Raw genomic sequence first — 383 nt, forward strand, 5'->3', positions numbered from 1 at the left:
TGCTTGATTAAACGTCTGCAAGATGGACAGTCATCCATTCCTGCAGGCGTCCTCACAAGATACCTGCGCATACTTTCAAAGAACTTCGAATCAGGCCTCAGCGCCGTCTTCGTAGGCTGCGACGTTTCCGTCGTAGCGAGCCGCCCAGTATAGCCGGCTTTTCCGTTTCGTCAACACCTCGTTTCGAGGAAGTTGACTCAACTGCTTCTCCGTCGCCCGAAGGCATCTTGTTGAAGCGAGCCGCCTACTTTAGCAGGCTTTTTGAATCTGTCAACAACTTGTTTGATGAACTTGAAGTTCTTCTTGAAGTTGTCGCTGCAACTGAAGGTGAAAACCAGGTGCTTACATAAAAAGGCAAACCCCTGCAGCGCGGGCTGCAGGGG

The 383-nt window shown here is 51.2% G+C and carries 1 protein-coding gene; it reads right to left on the bottom strand.

Going from position 1 to position 383, the window contains the following annotated elements; translation table 11 throughout:
• Nucleotides 1-197: 197 nt before the first annotated feature.
• A partial coding sequence (locus VA603_RS19070) for a hypothetical protein (RefSeq protein ID WP_323439766.1) occupies nucleotides 198-383 on the bottom strand: 186 nt, incomplete at its 5' end.

Source organism: Stenotrophomonas capsici (genome assembly GCF_034961085.1).
In the GTDB taxonomy this organism is placed as follows: Bacteria; Pseudomonadota; Gammaproteobacteria; order Xanthomonadales; family Xanthomonadaceae; genus Stenotrophomonas; species Stenotrophomonas capsici.